This is a genomic window from Streptomyces sp. NPDC048419 (assembly GCF_043200415.1).
GTDB lineage: Bacteria > Actinomycetota > Actinomycetes > Streptomycetales > Streptomycetaceae > Streptomyces.
Map to the genome: position 1 here is coordinate 474,603 of NZ_JBICXT010000003.1, position 19,667 is coordinate 494,269.

A 19,667-nucleotide genomic window follows, 5' to 3' on the forward strand; every position below is an offset into this window, starting at 1 on the left:
AGTGTTCATGTATCTGATCGACTGAGTGGCTGATCGGAGTGCCAGATGAGTGGAAGATCCCGTGCCGCCGTCCTGCTGGCCGCGGTACTGACGCTCGGAGCCGGGCTCGTCCCCTCCGCGCACGCGGCGCCGAGGGCGCCCGACACCGCCGTCCTGGACGGCGCCCGGCTCCAGCAGACCAAGCTCCGCCTGGACCGTGGTGATCCACAACTGCGCCGCGCCGTCCGCAACTTGACGGCCCGCGCGGACGCCTGGCTCGACCAGGGCCCTTGGACGGTCGTCGACAAGCCGAAGCCGGCACCCGGCGGCGACGTCCACGACTATCTGAGCCAGGCCCCCTACTGGTGGCCCACCACGGCCCCGACGGCCGACAACCCCTGGGGCTGCCCCTACGTTCAGCGAGATGGACAACGCAATCCCGAGGTCGACTCAGGCACCGACCGCCAGGACGTCGAGAAGGTCTTCGACTCCTCCTACGACCTGTCACTGGCCTGGTACTACACGGGCAAGCGGCAGTACGCCGAGAAGGCGGGGCAGGTCCTGCGCACCTGGTTCCTCGACCCGGCGACCCGGATGAACCCGAACCTCAACCACGCGCAGTTCATCCCCTGCAAGTACGACGGCCGGGCCATCGGCATCATCGACTTCTCGCAGTCGTACACGAGCGTCGTCGACGCGCTCGCCGTTCTCGACAGCGGCGCCCCCGGCTGGACGAAGGCCGACCGCGGCGGCATGACGCGGTGGAACACCGACTTCCTGAACTGGCTGAAGAACAGCGACTTCGGCAAGCAGGAGGGGGCCGCCGCCAACAACCACGGCACCTTCTACGACATGCAGCTCGCCGCCCTCGCCTACGCGACCGGTGACCGGGCGCTGGCCCGGCGGACCGTGCTGGACGCGCGCGCCAAGCGGATCGACCCGCAGATCGCGGGCGACGGCAGCCAGCCGCAGGAGCTCGCTCGGACGCGGAGCTGGCACTACTCCACCTTCGACCTGGTGGCGTACACACGGCTCGCGGCCATCGGCCGGCACGTCGGCGTCGACCTGTGGGGTTACCAAGGGCCGGACGGACAGGGCCTGTTCAACGCCGTGGACTTCCTGCTGCCCGCGGCGACCGGCGCCGGCCCGTGGGCGTACCCGGAGCTGGAGTTCCACCGCTTCGCGGCGAGCGACGTCGTGCACGCGGCGGCGGACGCGGGCGACAAGGCGGCGCGCCAGGCCGTCCCGAAGCTGGAGGCGCCACCCGGCGGCGACCTCTGGGCGCTGCGCCCGGCGGCAGAGCAACTGGACTCGATAGCGGGCTGAGCGGCCCGGCAGGCCCCCTCCCGACCGGGGCTCCCGGGCACCCACGGCGGCCGGAGTGCCCCCACCGCTCCGCCCCCGATGCCCGGGAGCCCCTCCCGGGAGCCCCTCCCGCGAGCGCCTATGCGGCCGCCTCATGGCCAGGGGTCGAAAACCGTCCTGGGTGCTGGGCGGCACCCTCCGCGCGTGTTCGTGCGGTCGCCTCAGGGGCGTGGGTCGGCAACCGCTGTCTTCGGGCGGCCGATCTGTGTGCGGTGGCGGTCGCCCGATCGGAGGACGCCCGCGAAGGCAGCGAGGCCGCAGGCCAGGACCGTCACCAGGACGAACGACACCGTCAGGCTGGTGGCCTGGGCCACCCCGCCGATCAGGCTCGGCGCGATCAGGCCCGAGGTGTAGGTGATGGTCGCGACGCCCGCGATGGCCTGGCTCGGGTTCGGGCCGCTGTGCCCGGCCGCCGCGAAGCAGAGCGGTACGACGACGGCGATGCCGAGGCCCATCAGCGCGAACCCGCCCATCGCCACCGCCGGATGACCGGCGACGACGATCAGCAGTCCGCCGGCGACGGCGAGGGCGCCGCCCGCCCGGACGGTGCGGACCGCGCCGAAGCGGTTGACCACCGCGTCGCCCACCAGCCGGGCCACCGCCATGGTGAGCATGAACCCGGTGGTGCACGCGGCGGCGAGCCCCGCCGAGGTCTCCAGCCGGTCGCGCAGATAGACCGCGGACCAGTCCAGGCTCGCCCCCTCCGCGAACACGGCGCAGAAGCCGACGGCGCCGATCAGCAGCGCGGACCTGGGCGGCAGCGCGAACCGCGGCGGCGGCTCCTCGTCCTCGGCGGGCTGCAGGTCGAGCACCCAGCGACAGGCCAGGACACCCAGCAGCGTCAGCGTCACCGCGGCCAGCGCGAAGTGCAGGCGCGCGTCCGCGCCGAGGTGCGCGGCGAGCGTGCCGGCCGCCGACCCGACCAGGGCGCCCGCGCTCCACATGCCGTGCAGACCGGACATGATCGACTTGCCGAGCATCCGCTCGACCTCGACCCCGAGGGCGTTCATGGCGACGTCTGCCATGCCCGCGCTCGCGCCGTACACGAACATCGACAGACACAGGGTGGGCAGATTCGGCGCGAGGGACGGCAGGATCAGGGACAGCGTCCAGAGCGCGATCAGTCCCCGCAGCGCCGTACGGCTGCCGAAGCGGTGACTGATCCGGCCGGCCAGCGGCATGGAGCAGGAGGCGCCGAACGCCGTGAAGGCGAGGGCGAAGCCGAGCCGGCCCGCACTGAGGGAGGCGTGGTCCTGGACCCACGGCACACGGGTCGCGAACGAGCCCGTGACGGCTCCGTGCACGGCGAACACGGCGGCCACGGCGTACCGGGCCCGCCTGACCTCGCGCAGGTCGTAGACCACGTCACTCATTCTCCGGCCCCTCCCGGTCCTGCCGAGTTCCCCAGATTCCCCACCTGCGCCCGGTAAACTATCAGGAACCCTGCCTGATAGATAGGGCTTTCATTGGCCGTGCGGCGGCCGGACGGCGTGCGGTGCGGTCCCGCCGATCTGGAAGGATCCCGGCATGCCTGCCTCTCCGAGCACCGCCCGGGCCATCAACGACCGGCTCGCCCTGCGTCTGCTCCAGGAGGAGGGCCCGCTCACGGCGGGGCAGTTGAAGCAGCTGACCGGACTGTCCCGGCCGACCGTCGCCGACCTCGTGGACCGCCTCACCGCGTCCGGGCTGATCACCGTCGTCGGGGAGGCGGGGGAGCAGCGGCGCGGCCCGAACGCCAGGCTCTACGGGATCGTGGCCGACCGCGCGCACCTGGCCGCGCTGGACGTCCGCACCGACGGCGTCTCGGTGGTCGTGACCGACCTGGTGGGCCGGATGCTCGCCGAGGCGTCCGTGCCGATCGTCGGCGAGACGGGGACGGGACCCGTGGTGGAGCAGGCGGTCGCGCTCGTCGAGCGGACGGCGAAGGAGGCCGGAGTGGCGGGGGCGCCCCAGGGCAAGGGGACGCGCGCGTGGGGACGTCTGCACACCGTCGGCATCGGCGCCCCCGGCCTGATCGACCCGGCCACCGGCGAACTGCGCGACTCCTCGGGCCTGCCCGAATGGCACCGGCGCCTGGTCGCCGCCCTCCAGGACCGGTTCCCCGAGGCCCGCGTCAGCGTCGGCAACGAGGCCAACCTCGCGGCCCTGGCCGAACAGCGTGACGGCGCGGCCCGCGACCGCGACACGTTCGTCCTGCTGTGGCTGAGCCACGGCACGGGCGCCGCGGTGGTGCTGGACGGCGCCCTGCGCCGCGGGGCCTCCGGCGGTACGGGCGAGATCGGGTTCCTGCCGGTGCCGGGCACGGCCGGACTGCCGTCGGCGACCGACTGCGACGGCGGCTTCCACTCGCTGGCCGGGTCGGCCGCGATCGTGGAACTGGCGGCGGAGCACGGGCTGGCGATCGCGGACGCGGCCGAGCAGCCGGCCGCCGCCGGAGTGGTGCGCGGGGCGGCACGGACGGCCACGGCCACGGATACAGCCACGGCCACGGCCACGGATACGGATACGGCTCGGGTCGCGGACCCAGGGCGCTTCCTCGACGCCCTCGCCGACCGGCTCGCCGTGGGGGTCGCCTCCGTCGTGGCGATCCTCGACCCCGGATGCGTCGTGCTCGGGGGCGAGGTCGGGCAGGCCGGCGGCGAGGAACTCGCCCGGCGGGTGGCGGAGCGCGTGCGCCGGATGACCCCGCTCGGCACCGAGGTCCGGCCGAGCACCCTCGGCGGCGGCGCCGTCCTGCGCGGGGCGCTGCTCACCGCACGGGACCGCGCCCAGGAGGAGCTGTTCGCGCCTCCGGAGCGGTAGGCCCCGGCCCGGGGTTCTGCTGTCCGAACTCCCTGAGCTCCCCGACGACTCGAACTCCCCGAATCCTCGAACTCCCCGCGTTCCACGTTCAGTTCGCGTTCCCCGTGCTCCTTCAGAAGGCTCAGGCCCGCTTCAGGTACTCCTCGAACGTGCCTTTCCCCGTGGCCTGTTCCGGCGCCAGATGACCGCCGTCGCGGAACGCCCGGTACGCCTTGCCCCACAGCGGCACGCCGACCACCGGCCTGCGGCGCCCGGTCGCCTTCAGCCAGGCGCGGGCCAGCGACTCGAAGGTGCGGATCTCGGGCCCGCCCATGTCCTCGACCCGCCCGGCCGGCGCCATTGCCGCCAACTCGGCCAGCCGCTCGGCCACTTCGGCCACCTCGACGGGCTGGTCCCGCACCCCGGCGGGCAGCAGCAGGACCGGCAGCTTGGCCAGCGCCCGGAAGATCATCACCGGCAGGTCGTGGAACTGGGTCGCGCGCAGCACCGTCCAGCCGAGCCCCGACTCCTCGATCATCCTCTCGACCGCGAGCTTGGTCCGGTAGTACGGGAACGGCACCCGGTCGACGCCGACGATCGAGATGTGGACCAGGTGCTCCACGCCGGCCCGCCGCGCCGCCTCGATCAGGTTCCGGGCGGCCTTCTCGTCCCCGCCGGTCTGCGTGGTCGCGCAGTGCACGACCGTGCCGGCGCCCGCGAGTGCCGCGTCCAGACCGGAACCGCCCCGGCGCAGATCGACGGCGTACGGCTGCGTGTGGCGGCTGAGCACCCTGACCTCGTGACCGTCCGCACGCAACCGCTCGGTGACGAGCCGGCCGAGGGTTCCGGTGCCACCGGTCACCAGGATCGTGGTCATGCCGTTCAGCTCCTTCGACGCCGGGTGCTCCCGGATGGAACGCCCTTCGACAGCTCAGACCGGACAGCGGGTCCGCGATGTGACAGATAGCGGCACGCGGGCGCGGACGATGTCTACGGCTGCGTGAGCTGACGCTGTGCGAAGTCCAGCTTGTCAGGGTTCATCACGGCACGGACGTGGGAGATCAGACCGTCCCGCACCTCGAACGCGATCATGCCGAACAGTGCGTCGCCGTCCCAGATCGCCAGCCCCTGCGCGCCGTTGACCTCGGGCCTCGTGAAGGCGAGCCCCGCCGTGAACCGCTCGACGACACCCGCCACGAGCCGCGCCACCTTGTCGGGTCCCTCGACCGCGCGCAGGGCCGCCCGGACCTTGCCGCCGCCGTCGCTCGAGAACGTCACGTCCGCCGTCAGCAGCTTCTCCAGACCGGCCAGATCGCCGTCGCGGGCCGCCGTGATGAACGAGGTGACGAGCTCCTCCTGCTGCTCGGGCACCGGCTCGAAACGGGGCCGCTCCTCGCTCACCCGCCGCACCGCCCGCCGGTACAGCTGGCGGGAGTTGGCCTCGGTCAGGTCGAGTGCGTCGGCGATCTCGCGGTGCCCGTACCCGAAGGCCTCGCGCAGCACGTACACCGCCCGCTCGGTCGGCGAGAGCCGCTCCAGCAGGACCAGCATCGCGAGCGACACCGCCTCGCGCTGCTCGGCCGACTCCAGGGGGCCGAGCGTGCCGTCCGAGGTGACCACCGGCTCCGGCAGCCAGACTCCCACGTAGCTCTCGCGCCGGGCCCGCGCCGAGGTCAGCCGGTTGAGGCAGAGGTTGGTGACGACCTTGGCGAGCCAGGCCGCCGGATGCTCGATGCCCGCGCGATCGGTCCCGCTGAAGCGCAGATACGCGTCCTGGACCGTGTCCTCCGCCTCGTCGGCCGAGCCGAGCATGCGGTAGGCGAGGCCGAACAGCCGGGGGCGGTGTGTCTCGAACTCGTCGGCGATCGCGCTGCTCATGAGCACCACCCTGCCAGAGCGGCCCGGCCCGGGAGTTGAAGGCCCGGCGGTGGGCAAGGGCCGTCGTCACCACCGCCGGACCGGATCGTGGAGCCAAAAGGACTAGACCAAAGGGTCCAGCAGATCAGGCCAGTTGAGAAGTCCACCGTCACGTCCTGTGAGCCAACGCACACCGGTCGCCCGTATGGACCTCGATCAGGCGTGGCACACTGGCTCTGTACCAGAAGCAGCGCACTCCGGGGTCGGTGAAAGTCCGAACCGGCGGTTACAGTCCGCGACCCGGCCGCTTCCAGCGGCCGGTTGACCAGGTGAAATTCCTGGACCGACGGTTAAAGTCCGGATGGGAGGCAGTGCGCGGCGGGCGGGCATTCGTGCGCGCCGCCGTATCGGCTTCGTCCTACGGGACGAGCGCGTCCGGCGTCGCCCCCGGTGTCCTCGCTCGTTCATTCTGTCGTCATCGACAGGCCCCGGAGTCCGTGCCCGAACAGGGAGGACCCGGGAAGTGTTCACCGGAATCGTCGAAGAGCTGGGCGAGATCACGGCGGTCGAGAATCTCGGCGACGCCTCCCGCTTCCGGCTGCGTGGTCCCGTCGTCACCGACGGCGCGAAGCACGGCGACTCCATCGCCGTGAACGGGGTCTGTCTCACCGTCGTCGACCACGAGGGCGACGAATTCACCGCCGACGTCATGGCGGAGACCCTCGACCGCTCCAGCCTCGGCGCACTCGCCGTCGGCTCCCGCGTCAACCTCGAACGCCCCATGGCCGTGGGCGCCCGTCTCGGCGGCCACATCGTCCAGGGCCATGTCGACGGCACGGGCCAGATCGTGGAGCGCAAGCCCTCCGAGCACTGGGAGATCGTGAAGGTCTCCCTCCCGGCGGACCTGACCCGCTATGTCGTCGAGAAGGGCTCGATCACGGTCGACGGCATCAGCCTCACCGTGGTCGACGCGGGCCCCGACTACTTCACGGTCAGCCTCATCCCGACCACCCTCGGCCTGACGACGCTCGGCCACAAGCAGCCCGGCGACCCGGTCAACCTCGAGGTCGACGTCGTCGCCAAGTACGTCGAGCGCCTGCTCGGAAGCGGTCAGGGGGCGGCCCGGTGAACTGGCTGAACTCCGAGGCGTTCACCCTCCTCGGCCAGCGCATCATCTGGTCGGACATGATCGGCAACGTCCTGGGCCTGGTCACCCTCGCCCTCGGCTGGCGCCGCTCCCTGCTGACCTGGCCGGTGCAGTTCCTCTCCGGCCTGGTCCTCTTCGTCGCCTTCTACGGCCACCTCGCCGGCAGCGCGGGCAAGCAGACCGTCGTCATGGTCGTCGCCCTGTACGGCTGGTGGCAGTGGAACCGCAGCAAGGGTCAGGCGGAGGACGGCCACATCACCCCGCGGTTCGCCACCTGGCGCGAGCGCGGCGCGATGGTCGCCGCCGCGGCGGCGGGCACGGTCGTGGTCGCCCTGCTCTTCAAGGCCTACCCGTCCCTGTCCTGGGACCCCTGGCCCGACGCCTACATCTTCGTCGGCACCGTCGTCGCCATGTACGCGCAGGCGCGCGGCATGGTCGAGTTCTGGATCGCCTGGCTCCTGGTGGACGTCGTCGGCGTCCCCCTCAACTTCGCCAACGGCTACGCCTTCTCCGGCTTCGTCTACGTCATCTACGGCGCACTCGTCCTGTGGGGCATGCGCGACTGGTGGCTGCGCTCCCGCAGGGCGCCGCAGCCCGTCCTGGAAGGAGCGCCGGCATGACCTCGGCACCCGTTCTGTACAGCACCGACGGCATCGAGGACTGGTCCCTCGACCCCATCGAGCAGGCCATCGCCGACATCGCGGCGGGCCGCCCCATCGTGGTGGTCGACGACGAGGACCGCGAGAACGAGGGCGACCTCGTCGTCGCCGCCGAGAAGGTCACCCCCGAGATCGTCGCCTTCATGATGAGCGAGTGCCGCGGCCTGATCTGCGCCCCCATGGAGGGCGAGGAGCTGGACCGGCTCGCACTGCCGCAGATGGTCGAGGACAACACCGAGTCGATGAAGACCGCGTTCACGGTCTCCGTCGACGCCTCCGGTGCGCACGGCGTCACCACCGGCATCTCGGCCGCCGACCGCGCCACCACGCTCCAGCTGCTGGCCAGCGGCGGCGCCGAACCGTCCGACTTCGTGCGTCCGGGCCACATCTTCCCGCTGCGCGCCCGGGCCGGCGGCGTCCTGACCCGCGACGGCCACACCGAGGCCGCCGTGGACCTCGCCCGGCTCGCGGGGCTCCGCCCGGCGGGCGCCATCGTCGAGATCGCCGGCGAGGACGGCCGCATGCTGCGTCTGCCCGAGCTGATCCCGTTCGCCCGCAAGCACGGCCTGACGATCATCTCCATCGAGGACCTGATCGCCTACCGCCGTACCGCCGAGCCCACCGTCCGCCGCGAGGCCGAGACCCAACTGCCCACCAGGCACGGCGAGTTCACGGCCTACGGCTACCGCTCCACCGTCGACGGCGTGGAGCACGTCGCGCTCGTCCACGGCGAGATCGGCGACGGCGAGGACGTCCTGGTCCGCGTCCACTCCGAGTGCCTGACCGGCGACATCTTCGCCTCCCTGCGCTGCGACTGCGGCCCCCAGCTGGAGGCCTCCCTGGAGGCCATCCAGGCCGAGGGCAGGGGAGTGGTGGTCTATCTGCGCGGGCACGAGGGGCGCGGCATCGGCCTGCTCTCCAAGCTGCGGGCGTACGAGCTCCAGGAGCGCGGCCGCGACACCCTCGACGCCAACCTCGAACTCGGCCTGCCCGCCGACGCCCGGGACTACGGCGCGGGCGCCCAGATCCTGGACGACCTCGGCGTGCACAGCGTCCGGCTGATGACCAACAACCCCGACAAGACCGACGCGCTCGTCGCGCACGGGCTCAAGGTCGTCGGCCGGGAGCCGATGCCCGTACAGGCGGGCGAGCACAACCTCCGCTACCTGCGCACCAAGCGGGACCGGATGGGGCACGACCTGCCCTGGCTGGACACGGCTCCCGTGTCCACCTGCGGCAACCAGTAAGAGACCCTGAGAAGGCACAGAGGAGACACGGGAACGTGAGCGGCAAGGGCGCACCGGAGCTGTCGGTACGGAACGTCGGGGACCTGCGGGTCGCCGTCATCGCGGCGCAGTGGCACGAAAAGGTGATGGACGGCCTGGTGGACGGCGCCCTGCGCGCCCTGCACGACCTGGGGATCGACGAGCCGACCCTGCTGCGGGTCCCCGGCAGCTGGGAGCTCCCGGTGGTCGCCAAGGCCCTCGCGGGCCGCGGCTACGACGCGATCGTCGCCCTGGGTGTCGTCATCCGCGGCGGCACCCCCCACTTCGAGTTCGTGTGCCAGGGCGTGACCCAGGGCCTGACCCAGGTCTCCGTCGACACCGGCGTCCCCGTCGGCTTCGGCCTGCTCACCTGCGACACCGAGGAACAGGCCCTGGACCGCGCCGGTCTGGCGGGCTCCAACGAGGACAAGGGGCACGAGGCGGTGACCGCGGCGGTGGCGACCGCGGCCACCCTCCGCTCAGTATCTGAACCGTGGCACTGACGCAGAGCCCGCGTGGCATAGGCTGAGCGTCATCATGTCCAAGAAGACGTTCGAGGAGCTCTTCACCGAGCTCCAGCACAAGGCCGCGCACGGCGACCCCGCCTCCTCCCGCACCGCGGAACTGGTCGGCAAGGGCGTCCACGCCATCGGCAAGAAGGTCGTCGAAGAGGCCGCCGAGGTCTGGATGGCCGCCGAGTACGAGGGCAAGGAGGCGGCTGCCGAGGAGATCTCGCAGCTGCTGTACCACGTCCAGGTGATGATGGTCGCCCGGGGAATCTCCCTGGACGACGTGTACGCCCACCTGTAAGCCGCCCCGCTTCAGACACCCACCCCATCACGCGAAGGAAGCCGACCTCATGCTGCGCATCGCCGTCCCCAACAAGGGTTCCCTGTCAGGCCCTGCGGCGGAGATGCTGCATGAGGCCGGCTACCGGCAGCGCCGGGAGTCCAAGGAGCTGCGGATCGTCGACCCGACGAACGAGGTCGAGTTCTTCTACCTCCGCCCCCGGGACATCGCGATCTACGTCTCCTCCGGCAAGCTCGACATCGGCATCACCGGCCGCGACCTGCTGATCGACTCCGGCGCCGACGCCGAGGAGATCCTGCCGCTCGGCTTCGCCCGCTCGACCTTCCGCTTCGCGGCCAAGCCGGGCACGGCGAACGGCCTGGAGGACCTCAAGGGCCGCACCGTCGCCACCTCCTACGAGGGCATCGTCGAGGGCCACCTCGCCGAGCACGGCGTCGACGCCTCCGTCGTCCACCTCGACGGCGCGGTGGAGACGGCGATCGAGCTCGGTGTCGCCGAGGTCATCGCCGACGTCGTCGAGACCGGCACCTCGCTGCGCAACGCGGGCCTGGAGGTCTTCGGCGAGCCGATCATGAAGTCCGAGGCCGTCGTCGTCCGCCGCACCGGCGCCGGCGCCGAGGAGGCCGAGCCGAAGGTCCAGCAGTTCCTGCGCCGGCTCCAGGGTGTCCTGGTGGCCCGGACGTACGTGATGATGGACTACGACTGCCGCGTCGAGCAGCTGGAGAAGGCCGTGGCCCTGACCCCGGGTCTGGAGTCGCCGACCATCTCCCCGCTGCACAACGAGGGCTGGGTCGCCGTCCGCGCCATGGTCCCCACCCGGGAGGCCCAGAGCATCATGGACGACCTGTACGCGATCGGTGCCCGGGCCATCCTGACCACGGCCATCCACGCCTGCCGTCTCTGAGGGGCGCAGAGAGATGTCCGACCTGCCCGCTCTCCCTGTCACGTTCCGGCCGGGCCGCACCCGCGTCGTCCTGCTCACCTCCGGTGCCGCGATCTTCGTCGTCATCACGGTGGTGGCGCTGATGCTGGAACAGCTCGGCCCCGGCGAGCGTATGAGCTTCGTCGTCACGGGCGCGCTCCTGTTCGGCGTACTCGCGATGCTGGCCCGGGTGAAGGTCGTCGCCGACGAGTCCGGCGTCACCGTGGTCAACATCGCCGGCCGGCGGCACCTGGAGTGGGCCGAGATCGTGCAGGTGAACCTGCGTCCCGGCGATCCCTGGGTGTTCCTCAACCTCAGCGACGGCACCAGCCTGCCGGCGCTCGGGATCCAGCCGGGCATCGCCAAGGAGCGCGCCATCGCCGACGCACGCACGCTGCGCGCGCTCGCCGAGGCCCGGTCCATCCGTGATCCCGAGCAGCGTCAGGGCTGACTCGGAGCGGCTTCCGGGCCGACTCGGGGAAGTCCACCCTGACGCACTGCCCCCTGTCTTGATTAATCTGTTGTCGGAGGCGTTGTCGTTGCGCCCCCGCCGCTGATGATTCCGGCCGGTCTCCACCGGCCCTCAGCGGTCCCCTGCTACCCGAGGAGTGACTCCCTCCAGCGATGGACGGATCGTCCTGCAGTACCTGCGCCGCCCCCTCACGAGGTAACGAGGCGGCGGCATCATGACCACCTCCCTGCTGCTGCTTGCAGCGGCATTCCTGCTGATCCTCGCCAACGGCTTCTTCGTGGCCGCGGAGTTCGGCCTGGTCACGGTCGAGGCGACGGACGCCGAGAAGGCCGCCGCCGAGGGTGACAAGCGGGCCCACCGGGTCGCCGAGTCGCTCAGGGAGCTGTCCTTCCAGCTCTCCGGCACCCAGCTCGGCATCACCATCACCTCCCTGGTCGTCGGCATGCTCGCCGAACCGGCCCTGGCGCGGCTGCTGCACGGCCCGTTCAGCGCGGTCGGCATCCCCGAGCGAGCCGTCCCCGGTGTCGCGGTGATCGTCGGCATGCTGCTGGCCTCCGCCGTGCAGATGGTGATCGGCGAACTCGTGCCCAAGAACTGGGCGGTGTCCCGGCCGATGCAGGTCGCACGTTTCGTCGCCGGCCCGCAGTACGTCTTCGCCCGCCTGTTCCGCCCGGTCATCGCCGCGCTGAACACGGTCGCCAACCGGCTGGTGCGCGCCCTGGGCGTCGAGCCCACCGCGGAGCTGGCCTCCGCCCGCACACCCGGCGAGCTCGTCTCGCTGGCCCGGCACTCCGCGCAGGCCGGCGCCCTGGAGCAGGACACGGCCGACCTCTTCGTCCGGACGCTGTCGCTCGCCGAGCTGACCGCGCAGCACGTGATGACGCCGCGGGTGAAGGTCAGCGCCCTTCAGTCGTCGGCGACCGCCGAGGACGTGGTCAACCTCACCCGGGCCACCGGCCTGTCCCGCTTCCCGGTCTACCGGGAGCGCATCGACGAGGTGGTGGGCATGGTCCACCTCAAGGACGCCCTGGCCGTCCCGGCACACGACCGGCTGCGCACGCCCGTCGGCCGTATCGCCCGTCCGGCCCTGCTGGTGCCCGAGACGCTGCCGGTCCAGCCGCTGCTGGCCCAGCTGCGCAGCGAGCAGCCCATCGCGGTCGTCGTCGACGAGTACGGCGGCACGGCGGGGGTCGTGACGCTGGAGGACATCGTCGAGGAGATCGTCGGCGAGGTCCGCGACGAGCACGACGGGCAGGACGTGCCCGAGCTCGCCGCCGCCCCGCCGGAGGAGGGCAGGCCCGCCTGGGACGCCGACGGCAGCTGCCGCGTCGACATCCTCCAGCGCATAGGCCTCGACGTGCCCGAGGGGCCGTACGAGACCGTCGCCGGTCTGGTCGCCGACCGGCTGGGGCGGATTCCGGCGGTCGGCGACAAGGCCGAGCTGCCGGGCTGGCGGATGACCGTGCGCCGCGTGGGGCACTACCGCGCCGAGCGGGTCCGGCTGGTCAGGACCGGCCCGGTCGTGGAGGTGGCACGATGAGCGTGCTCCAACTCCTGTTCGCCGGGCTGCTCGTGCTCGCCAACGGCTTCTTCGTCGGCGCCGAGTTCGCGCTCGTGTCCGTGCGCCGCAGCCAGATCGAACCGCTCGGCACGGCCCGGGCCCGCCAGGTGCTCTACGGCCTGGAGCGGCTGCCGCAGATGATGGCCGCGGCCCAGTTCGGCATCACCGTCTGCTCGCTGACCCTCGGCGCGGTCGCCGAACCGACCGTCGCGCACCTGCTGGAGCCGGTCTTCGAGTGGATCCACCTCCCGGACGGGGTGATCCACCCGCTGGGCTACGTCATCGCGCTCGCCGCAGTGGTCTTCTTCCACCTCGTCATCGGCGAGATGGTCCCGAAGAACCTGGCGATGGCGGCCCCGGAGAAGGCCGCGCTGTGGCTCAGCCCCGGCCTGGTCGCCTTCGCCCGTCTGTGCAGGCCGATCACCGTCTTCCTCGGCGCCTGCGCGAAGGGGATCCTGCGGCTGTTCCGGGTCGAGCCGAAGGACGAGATCGAGGCCGTCTTCACCAGCGAGCAGCTCAACCGCCTGGTGGAGGACTCCGGCCAGGCGGGCCTGCTCGACCCCGAGGAGCAGGAACGCCTCGAGGACGCGCTGGAGCTGGGCTCCCGCCCGGTGACGGACGTGCTCCTCAAGCAGGAGTCCCTGGTGACGGTCCCGCCCTCGGTCACGCCGGGCCGGATCGTCGAGCTCACCGCGCGCACCGGCTACTCCCGCTTCCCGATAGCCGCGGAGAACGGCGCCTTCATGGGCTACCTGCACGTGAAGGACGTACTGGACCTGGAGGACTCCGAGCGGGCGGTGCCGCAGCAGCTGTGGCGTCCCATGACGACCCTCCGCTCCGAACTCCCGCTGGACGACGCCCTGACGGTCATGCGCCGGGCCGCCACGCATCTGGCCCAGGTGGCCGACGCGTCCGGCCGGGTGCTGGGCCTGGTCGCCCTGGAGGACGTCCTGGAGCTCCTGGTCGGCGAGGTCACCGACCCGGCGCACCGCGACGTGCCGCCGGTGAAGGTGACCGAGCCGCGCTCCAGCGACGATCCGGAGAGCGCGCTGACCGGCTGACGGCGGGGGCCGGGAAGAACACCGGGGCCGGGGGCCGCGGGTCCGTCACATGGGTGACGGGTCCTGCGGCCCCCGGCCCGACAGCACCTCTCCGTACGCCTGCATCAGGTCCGGCAGCCGCAAGGTCGACAGGTCGTCGCGGGACAGCGCGCCGGGATACGTCGACAGCCGCAGGTCGCGGTAGGCGCAGCTCTTCTCGTACAGCGTTCGCAGAAACCGGCCGTTGCCGAGCTCGTCGATCCATCCCTGGTCCACCACGTGCCCGGCGATCGAGCGCAGCTCGTCGAGGGCCTCTTCGTCCCACACGTCGCCGTTCTCCGCGGCCAGCACCTCGCCGATCGAGGTGAGTTCGAGCGGGCGGTAGGACGGGAAGTCGACGCGGCTGGTGAAGCGGGAGGACAGTCCCGGGTTGGCGGCCAGGAGGCGGTCCATGCCCTCCGGGTAGCCGGCCAGGATGACCACCAGGTGGTCGCGGTTGTCCTCGGCCCGCTTCAGGAGCACCTGGAGCGCCTCGTCGCCGTACGCATCGCCCTTGCCGTAGCCGGAGTTGGAGAGCGAGTAGGCCTCGTCGACGAAGAGCACGCCGCCGATCGCGGAGTCGATCAGCTCGTTGGCCTTCACGGCCGTCTGGCCCAGGTACTCGCCCACCAGATCGGCCCGTTGGGCCTCGACCAGATGGTCGCCGCCCAGCAGACCGAGGGCGTAGAAGACGCGGCCGAGGATGCGGGCCACGGTGGTCTTGCCCGTGCCGGAGGGTCCGGAGAAGACGAAGTGCCGCTTCGGCGGCTGGACCGGCAGGCCCTGGCGGGCGCGCAGCCGCGCCATGTTCAACTGCGCCGACAGCGCCTTGACCTGGCGCTTGACCGGCTCCAGGCCCACCATGCCCTCCAGCTCGGCGAGCGCCTCCTCCAGCAGCAGCGAGTCGGTGGGGCCCGCGGGCAGCGGAGACCCGGACGGGCCGGTCTTCTGGCGTACCGACGGGTCGATCGCCGACGGGAGCGGGCCGACCGGCGGCAGGTCGGCGTCGGGCAGCCTGAGGTCCCGGCCGTCGGTGCCGAAGAGCGGGTCCAGGGTGTCGGGGCCCTCCAGGGCGTCCTGACCGCCGGACAGGGTGATCGCCGCGAGGTCGGTGGCCTCGTCGTAGCCGTCGCCCTCGGCGATCGCCGCGAGCCGGGCCGAGGTGTCCATGAAAGCGGGGTCGACGCGGTGCACGGCCCGGTACAGGGGGAGTGCGGCGGCCGAGCGGCCCGTGCCCTCGTGCGCCCGCGCCAGCCAGTAGCGCAGCTCCTTGCGCTGCGGCTGTTCGCTGCGGCAGCGCATCAGGGCGGCGGCGAGGAGGGGTTCGGCCTGTCCGTACATCTCCAGGCGCACCCGCGCCATGCCTCCGAACAGGCCTGCCTCGATGCCGAGCAGCGGGTCCTCGAGCAGCGGGTCGGTGTGCCGGACGAGCTGGTCCCAGTCCTTGACGAGATAGGCGCGGCAGGCGTGCAGAAAGCGGACCTGCGGGTCGGTGTCGACGGGCGGCAGGCCGGCCAGCGCCCGGTCCAGCTCCGGGACATGGCGGCCGTCCAGCCAGTGGGAGGCGTGCGCGAGCAGCAGATCGCGCGGGCTCTCCAGCACGGGCTGCACCCACCAGCCCAGCCAGTACCAGGAGTTGAGGGAGCGGCGGTGCCGGGCACGCTGCTCCCCGAAGCGGTCCCGGTGCCGGAACATCCGTAACAACGCGGTCGTCGTGTCCACCCGCAGCGCGTGCAGTCCCAGCCAGCCGTCGGCCATGCCCGGATCCATCCGGACCGCGGCCCGGAACTCCTCCTCCGCCTGCGGATAGGCGCCCATCGTGTAGGCGTCCACACCCCGCAGCCAGGCGAGGTCGGCCGGGGCCTCGGGGCCCTGCGTGCCGAAGTCCATCACGTCCCCCACAAACCGTGCCCCCGTCGGTTGACCGCCGGACCGTCCGTTGCCGGCCGCCTAGATCGAACCGCCGTGCCGCGGACCGGAGTTGCGGTGCGGGCAGCCGTCCGTCAGGTCGCACCGAGGGCATCGTACCTGCGCCGGTGTCGCCCGCCGAAGGGTGTGGCACGGGCCGTTTGACGAGGTGGGAGCAGATGGGGCGCACTTCGGACGGTGAGCGAGGGTGAGCGAATCGCGCCTCGGAGCGTCCGGAAAAGTGGGGTGAGGGCAGAACGAAGCCCCCGATCACGGGGGAACAACCGGGGGCTTCGCGTCTGCGGGTGGCCTCGGAGGGCCACACATTGAGAACGTAAGACCTGTACGGCCCCCGGGTCAAGCGGAGTTGGGGCACTCCGGAAACTTCCCCGGGGAGGGTCTTCACAAGTTCAGCACACTGCCGATGGCCCGTCACCGTGCGTGAGCGACTGGTCCGGTCCAAGGGACTTCCCGGGCCCCGGGAACACCTCGTACCCCTTCTCCAACTGTCGCACCAGGAGGTCCGCGAACGGCCGTGAGGGGTCTTCGGCGAAGTGTCGTCGTTCCGCTCCGACCCACCCGGCCCAGAACTCCCGCTGTTCCTCCCCGTCCCGCTGCCGTCCCCGCCTCCAGGACTCCTCGTGCGGCAACTCCATCCACAGCAGTGCCGCGAGATGCGGGCGCAGTGCGCGGCGGCCGGCGCCGACCCCCTCGATCAGGACCACCGGTGCGGCCGGCAGGGCGCGGGGCGTTCCGAAGCGGCGGGCGCGCCAGTCGTAGGGGGCGTAGTGGGCGCTCTCGCCGCGGCCGAGCGGTTCGATCACCTGGGCCAGCAGCCGACCGGTCCACTCGAACAGCTCGTCATGGCTGGCGATGTCGTCGAGGCGCAGCACGGGCGCCCCGTCCAGTGCCTGGGCCAACTCCCCGGCGAACGTGGACTTTCCGGAGCCGGCGTGCCCGTCGACGCCGATCAGGCGGACCGGGCCGCAGGACGGCGGGAGGCGGCGGAGCCGGGTGGCGAGCTCGTGAATGGTCGGTTCCTCAGGTGGCGGAGGGCTGGGGCATATTTGGCGGGAACATTCTAGTGGTGGGTGAAATCGGGGCGAATGGGCGGGCCGAAATGGTGCGGCATTGAACTAGTTGTTGGCTGGCCGTCAACCAGTCGTATTCCGGTCCCATAACCCCGGCACGCCATGTCGAAAAGCGCGTTCCGGTTGCGCTCGCCGCTGAGTAAGGTACAGGTGCACAACTGCGAGGCGTCGTACGGGGAGACAGGAGCAGATGGCCGCCGGGTTATTCGAGGGGCAGTATGTGTGGCATCCGGCGGCGGACGACCGCCTGCTCGCGAACGTATGCGTCGACGTACGGGCAGGCCGCTACCGAAGTGCCCACGAAGCCCTCGCCGAAACGCGCGGGGACGCGGGGCTGCGGGCCCACCGCTCCCTGGTGCTCGCCTCGGAGGCTGCCGACTCCGACCTCACCGAGCGCTGGCTGGACGAGGAGCCGAGCCCCGAGTCCGCGCTGCTGTGGGCGCGGGTGGCGGTGCTGCGGGCGGTGCGCGCGGCCGACACGCACGACGAGCGCGCCGAGGCGCTGGAGCGGATCGCGCTCGCGGCCTGCGACCGGGCGGCCGCGGCGAATCCGCGCGATCCCACGCCCTGGACGGCCCGGCTGGCCATGGCCCGGCTGCACCGGCTGAACGACCCCGCCCCGCGGGGTCTGCTCACCGCGCCGCCCGGCCCCTGGCGGCTGTTCGCACACATCCTGTCCCTCGACCCGTGGCACCGCGAGGCCCACCACCGCTTCCTGGCCTGCTTCTTCAGCCGCAACGGCGGCTCGGTGAACGCCGCCTGGGACGTCGCCGCCTTCCTCGGCCAGCGCGCACCCGTCGACTCCCCGCTGCGCCTGCTGCCGCTCGTCGCCCTCGTCGAGAGCTACAACCCGGCCCAGCTGCTCGCCGACAGCATCTGGGAGCAGCCGCAGTGGCGCTCCACCGCCCTCGCGATCTACCAGAACTGGCTGCCCGCGGCCGCGGGTTACCGCTTCACCCCGGTGCTCGACCTGGCCTACCTCGCGCACGCGCTGGTCATGGGCAAGTGCGAGTTCGAGGCACGCGCGGTCTTCGCGGCGACGGGGCCGTACGCCTCCCGTATGCCCTGGTCCGCCTTCGGCGAGCCGGCCGAGCAGTTGTCCCGAGCCCGCCGCGCCTGCGGCCTGCCCGTCCCCCCATAGAGAGAAAGGCCGGCACGTGTCAGAACGCACGGCAGAACCGACTGAGCTGGACGACGACGCCACTCTGCACGCGATGGGTTATCCGAGAAAACTCACCCGTCGTTTCAAGGCGTTCGACAATTTCGCCATCTCGTTCACCATCATCAACATCATCTCGGGTATTTTCTCGAGTTTCGGATTCGGTATGAACGCCGGCGGTCCCCGCATTCTGGTGTTCGGCTGGATCGGCGTCTCCGTCATGGTGCTCTTCGTCGGTCTCGCGATGGCGGAAGTCGCCTCCGCCTATCCGACGAGCGGTGCCCTGTATTTCTCCGCCGGCAAACTCGCCAGACGGCACAAGGGCGCCTGGTCCTGGTACACGGGCTGGCTGAACTTCGTGGGCCAGATAGGCGGCACGGCGGCCACCGGCTACGCCGCCGCCACCTTCATCCAGGCCTTCGTCGCCCTGCAATGGCCCTCGTACGTGCCGACCGCCCATCAGACCGTGCTGATCACGGCCGTGATCATCGTGATCCAGGGCCTGGCCAACACCTACACCGTCCAGCTGGTCGCCCTGCTCAACCGGATCTCCGTGTGGTGGCTGCTGATCGGTCTCGTGGTGATCGTGGGTGCCCTGATCGCCGGTCCGGACCAGCACCGGTCGGCGTCCTTCGTCACGCATTTCGCGAACAACACCGGTTTCACGAGCGGGCTTTACGGCGGCATGCTCGGCCTGCTCGTCACCAGCTGGACCTTCACCGGCTTCGACGGCAGCTTCCACATGTCCGAGGAAACCGTGCGCGCCACGGTCAACGCCCCGAAGGGGATCACGCGGGCGATCGGATACTCGGCGATCACCGGGCTGATCCTCATGCTCGCACTGGTCTACAGCATTCATGACTACGACCATGTGGCGAGCGCCTCCGCCCCGCCCGTCCAGATTCTGATAGACGGGCTCGGTCTCACCACCGCCAAGGTGCTCCTGCTGATCGTGATCGGCGCGATGCTCTTCTGCGGACTGGCGAATCTCACCAGCAACACCCGGCAGATCTTCGCCTTCTCCCGCGACGGCGCGATGCCCGGCTCCCGCTGGTGGCACACCGTCTCCTCGCGCACCCGCACCCCCGTCAACGCGGTCTGGCTCGCGGTCGGTTGCTCGCTGGCCCTCGTCCTGCCCGGCTGGTGGTCGCACACGGCGTTCACCGCGATCGTCAGTGTCAACGTCGTCGGGCTCTTCCTCGCCTACGGCGTGCCCATCCTCCTGCGGCTGCGGCTGGGCGACGAGTTCCAGGCGGGCCCGTGGAACCTGGGGCGCTGGGGCCGTCCGGTGGGCGTGGTCGCGGTGACGTGGATCGTGCTCAGCAGCCTGCTGTTCATGCTGCCGCAGGCCTCGCCGATCACCGTCGACTCCTTCAACTACGCGCCGATCGCCCTCGCCGCAGTCCTGATCGTCGCGACGGTCTGGTGGTTCGCCACCGCACGCCGCCGCTTCCAGGGACCGGTCAGCTACGGCCGTCCCGACGAGGTCGCGGCGATGGACCTGATCTGAGCAACGGTGCCCGGCGTACCCCCGCGGGTACGCCGGGCCGTACGGGTCAGCAGGTCATGCCAGTGGTTCAGACCAATATTGATGGGCGTGGCATGGGCCGAA

The 19,667-nt window shown here is 71.4% G+C and carries 18 protein-coding genes and 1 riboswitch; of the genes, 13 read left to right on the forward strand and 5 right to left on the reverse strand.

Annotated features, from left to right (window positions below):
- The first annotated feature begins 45 nt into the window (after positions 1-45).
- On the forward strand, positions 46-1,305 hold the full coding sequence (locus ACGFYN_RS09890; RefSeq protein ID WP_393865256.1) for an alginate lyase family protein: 1,260 nt from the start codon (positions 46-48) through the stop codon (positions 1,303-1,305).
- Positions 1,306-1,505: 200 nt separating this feature from the next.
- Here ACGFYN_RS09890 and ACGFYN_RS09895 read toward each other — a convergent pair whose 3' ends face one another.
- Positions 1,506-2,717: an MFS transporter gene (locus ACGFYN_RS09895; protein WP_393865257.1), complete on the reverse strand. Its 1,212-nt coding sequence runs from the start codon at positions 2,715-2,717 to the stop codon at positions 1,506-1,508.
- Between the two features lie 154 nt (positions 2,718-2,871).
- On the opposite strand from ACGFYN_RS09895, the gene ACGFYN_RS09900 reads away from it, so the two are divergent.
- Positions 2,872-4,146 (forward strand): ROK family transcriptional regulator, encoded by a 1,275-nt coding sequence (locus ACGFYN_RS09900; protein WP_393865258.1) that lies wholly within the window; start codon positions 2,872-2,874, stop codon positions 4,144-4,146.
- A gap of 121 nt (positions 4,147-4,267) precedes the next feature.
- Here the strand turns inward: ACGFYN_RS09900 and ACGFYN_RS09905 are convergent, their stop codons facing one another.
- Both ACGFYN_RS09905 and ACGFYN_RS09910 read right to left on the reverse strand, forming a co-directional pair.
- A complete protein-coding gene (locus ACGFYN_RS09905; RefSeq protein WP_393865259.1) occupies positions 4,268-5,002 on the reverse strand; it encodes an SDR family oxidoreductase in 735 nt (244 codons plus the stop codon).
- 113 nt (positions 5,003-5,115) lie between these two features.
- Entirely contained in the window at positions 5,116-6,003 is an 888-nt protein-coding gene (locus ACGFYN_RS09910) for an RNA polymerase sigma-70 factor (protein ID WP_393865260.1), read from the reverse strand.
- Positions 6,004-6,230: 227 nt separating this feature from the next.
- Positions 6,231-6,361: riboswitch (FMN riboswitch) on the forward strand.
- A 144-nt stretch (positions 6,362-6,505) separates the two neighbouring features.
- Between ACGFYN_RS09910 and ACGFYN_RS09915 the strand changes: the two genes are divergently transcribed.
- The 9 genes from ACGFYN_RS09915 (at position 6,506) to ACGFYN_RS09955 (ending at position 13,879) form a co-directional block, all read left to right on the forward strand.
- Positions 6,506-7,111, forward strand: a complete 606-nt coding sequence (locus ACGFYN_RS09915) for a riboflavin synthase (protein WP_393865261.1) — start codon at positions 6,506-6,508, stop codon at positions 7,109-7,111.
- Positions 7,108-7,749, forward strand: coding sequence for a nicotinamide riboside transporter PnuC (pnuC, locus tag ACGFYN_RS09920; RefSeq protein ID WP_393865262.1), 642 nt, complete (start codon positions 7,108-7,110; stop codon positions 7,747-7,749). The genes ACGFYN_RS09915 and pnuC overlap by 4 nt, the downstream gene beginning before the upstream one ends.
- The gene (locus ACGFYN_RS09925; RefSeq protein ID WP_393865263.1) at positions 7,746-9,035 is read left to right on the forward strand and encodes a bifunctional 3,4-dihydroxy-2-butanone-4-phosphate synthase/GTP cyclohydrolase II; all 1,290 of its coding nucleotides are present in this window, start codon (positions 7,746-7,748) and stop codon (positions 9,033-9,035) included. Before pnuC ends, ACGFYN_RS09925 begins: the two co-directional genes overlap by 4 nt.
- 35 nt (positions 9,036-9,070) lie before the next feature.
- Positions 9,071-9,556 carry a 6,7-dimethyl-8-ribityllumazine synthase gene (gene ribH, locus ACGFYN_RS09930; RefSeq protein WP_393865264.1) on the forward strand — a complete coding sequence of 162 codons (486 nt, stop codon included), beginning with the start codon at positions 9,071-9,073 and terminating at the stop codon, positions 9,554-9,556.
- Between the two features lie 34 nt (positions 9,557-9,590).
- Positions 9,591-9,863 carry a phosphoribosyl-ATP diphosphatase gene (locus ACGFYN_RS09935; protein ID WP_028423093.1) on the forward strand — a complete coding sequence of 91 codons (273 nt, stop codon included), beginning with the start codon at positions 9,591-9,593 and terminating at the stop codon, positions 9,861-9,863.
- A 49-nt stretch (positions 9,864-9,912) separates the two neighbouring features.
- Positions 9,913-10,767: an ATP phosphoribosyltransferase gene (gene hisG / locus ACGFYN_RS09940; protein WP_393865265.1), complete on the forward strand. Its 855-nt coding sequence runs from the start codon at positions 9,913-9,915 to the stop codon at positions 10,765-10,767.
- Between the two features lie 13 nt (positions 10,768-10,780).
- Positions 10,781-11,236 (forward strand): PH domain-containing protein, encoded by a 456-nt coding sequence (locus tag ACGFYN_RS09945; protein ID WP_393865266.1) that lies wholly within the window; start codon positions 10,781-10,783, stop codon positions 11,234-11,236.
- Positions 11,237-11,471: 235 nt separating this feature from the next.
- On the forward strand, positions 11,472-12,797 hold the full coding sequence (locus tag ACGFYN_RS09950; RefSeq protein ID WP_393865267.1) for a hemolysin family protein: 1,326 nt from the start codon (positions 11,472-11,474) through the stop codon (positions 12,795-12,797).
- Positions 12,794-13,879: a hemolysin family protein gene (locus ACGFYN_RS09955; protein ID WP_393865268.1), complete on the forward strand. Its 1,086-nt coding sequence runs from the start codon at positions 12,794-12,796 to the stop codon at positions 13,877-13,879. Before ACGFYN_RS09950 ends, ACGFYN_RS09955 begins: the two co-directional genes overlap by 4 nt.
- A 45-nt stretch (positions 13,880-13,924) precedes the next feature.
- Here the strand turns inward: ACGFYN_RS09955 and ACGFYN_RS09960 are convergent, their stop codons facing one another.
- Both ACGFYN_RS09960 and ACGFYN_RS09965 read right to left on the reverse strand, forming a co-directional pair.
- Positions 13,925-15,787: an AAA family ATPase gene (locus ACGFYN_RS09960; protein ID WP_393865269.1), complete on the reverse strand. Its 1,863-nt coding sequence runs from the start codon at positions 15,785-15,787 to the stop codon at positions 13,925-13,927.
- A gap of 428 nt (positions 15,788-16,215) precedes the next feature.
- Positions 16,216-16,836: a uridine kinase gene (locus ACGFYN_RS09965; RefSeq protein WP_393865335.1), complete on the reverse strand. Its 621-nt coding sequence runs from the start codon at positions 16,834-16,836 to the stop codon at positions 16,216-16,218.
- A 250-nt stretch (positions 16,837-17,086) separates the two neighbouring features.
- Between ACGFYN_RS09965 and ACGFYN_RS09970 the strand changes: the two genes are divergently transcribed.
- Together ACGFYN_RS09970 and ACGFYN_RS09975 are read left to right on the forward strand one after the other, a co-directional pair.
- On the forward strand, positions 17,087-18,037 hold the full coding sequence (locus tag ACGFYN_RS09970; protein ID WP_393865270.1) for a hypothetical protein: 951 nt from the start codon (positions 17,087-17,089) through the stop codon (positions 18,035-18,037).
- 73 nt (positions 18,038-18,110) lie between these two features.
- Positions 18,111-19,565 (forward strand): amino acid permease, encoded by a 1,455-nt coding sequence (locus tag ACGFYN_RS09975; RefSeq protein WP_393865336.1) that lies wholly within the window; start codon positions 18,111-18,113, stop codon positions 19,563-19,565.
- Positions 19,566-19,667 lie beyond the last annotated feature (102 nt).